We start from the raw sequence: 1,621 nt of genomic DNA on the forward strand, positions 1-1,621 counted from the left end.
TTATCGGCTACAATTTTCAAATCATTTCCAATCGTAGAAATATTTTCTTTCTCAATAAAAATATCTGCTGTGTAATCTTGTTCCGCAGTAATGATGCGACCGTTTTTGATTAAGGTTGACATAGTTAGTTCAATGAAAAGTTAAAAGTGAAAAATGAAAAGTTTCTTACAAAACGAAAGTGGAATTTGAAATTCAAATCGGTATAACTCAAATCTCAAATCCCCATCTCATATCAATAAATTACATCCAAGGTTCATCCGCAGAAGGACCATAGATTGACGGAACTTTCCCGCCTGCAATTCTGAGATACACTGAAAATTGTCCGCGATAATGAACCATATCCATCAGCGTAATCCAAAGAACATCGGCTTTGCGTACTTCTGCCGGTTGTTTTGGTCCAACATGCCACGTCATTGTTGAATTATATTCTTCTTCGGACATCGCTTTTATTTTTTCCATATTTGCTTTTGTAAGCATTTCGTATGCGGCAAGAGTTTCTGCCATCGTGTTTGGTGCAGAAGGCATTCCTCCGCTGAAATCAATCTTGCCTATTTTTACCATATCAACGATGGCTTGTTCGCCGACAAATACGAATGCTAAATCTCGCTCGGATTTTGATTTCTCCGCCGGTTTCATATCGAGTTTATCAATGGGATAAGCTTTTAGAACTTTCACTGTTGTCTGGTATTCGCGCTCCCACGTTTGTAAGAACATATCTTTTTCTGTCATTTGCATAGGAGTTGTTTGTTAATTGTGATTAGTTATTTATTAGTTGTTTATTGTGAAATCTGTTGTCTAAACTTTTAGTGAATTTCAATACCATACTTCTTCTGAAATTCTCGCAGTGATTCCCACGTCATGGGTTGCGGAAGTTCTTTCACGAGTTGATTCCATGTTTTTGAATTGTGTCGCGGTAGTTTAATCATCGTAATACATCCTTCAACGGGACAAACGAGTGAACACAACGCACACCCAACACAATCTTTCTCCCGCACTTCCGGTTGAAAGATGGGAAATTCTGTATTCAACTCTTTCTTATGCCCATTGCCATTGAGTGGTTTCAAATCAATACATTGATGCGCTGTATCTTCGCACGCAACGTAACACAAATTGCAATGAATACATTTCGCCGCATCAATTCGCGCAACGGAATGAAACAGCAAATCGAAATTTCCGAAATCATCAATGCGATGAAGCGATTTACCGATGAAGTCCGTGCATTTTGTAAAACCTTTTTCTTCCATCCAGTTGGAAAGTCCTTCCGTCAAATCGTTGATGATGCGAAAACCATAATGCATTACCGCAGTGCAAAGTTGAACACTCGTTGAGCCGAGAAGCATAAATTCCACTGCATCTTTCCACGTAGAAATTCCACCGATACCGGAAATCGGAAGCTGCACTTCTTTATCGTTTGCAACTTGTGAAATCATATTGAGCGCAATCGGTTTTACTGCTGAGCCGGCAAATCCACCGTGTCCGCCTTTTCCACCGATGTTCGGTTTTAATTCAAACGAATTGATATCAACGCCCATAATGCTATTGATGGTATTGATAAGCGAAACACCGTTTGCCTTTGCACGTTTTGCAGCACGCGCGGGAAAACGAATATCACCAATGTTCG

At 39.8% G+C, this 1,621-nt stretch carries 2 protein-coding genes; both read right to left on the reverse strand.

The genetic code is table 11. The features are described 5' to 3' along the window. Positions 1–240: 240 nt before the first annotated feature. Positions 241–735, reverse strand: a complete 495-nt coding sequence (locus FJ218_11510; GenBank protein ID MBM4167528.1) for a hypothetical protein — start codon at positions 733–735, stop codon at positions 241–243. 68 nt (positions 736–803) lie between these two features. Continuing rightward, positions 804–1,621 (reverse strand): NAD-dependent dihydropyrimidine dehydrogenase subunit PreA (gene preA, locus FJ218_11515; GenBank protein ID MBM4167529.1); only part of this gene is annotated, 818 nt, incomplete at its 5' end.

The organism is Ignavibacteria bacterium (genome assembly GCA_016873775.1).
In the GTDB taxonomy this organism is placed as follows: domain Bacteria; phylum Bacteroidota; class Ignavibacteria; order UBA10030; family F1-140-MAGs086; genus JAGXRH01.

Bases quoted from the DNA above. Each gene is read 5' to 3' on its own strand.
- FJ218_11510 (MBM4167528.1), bottom strand. From the start codon at position 735: ATGCAAATGACAGAAAAAGATATGTTCTTACAAACGTGGGAGCGCGAA.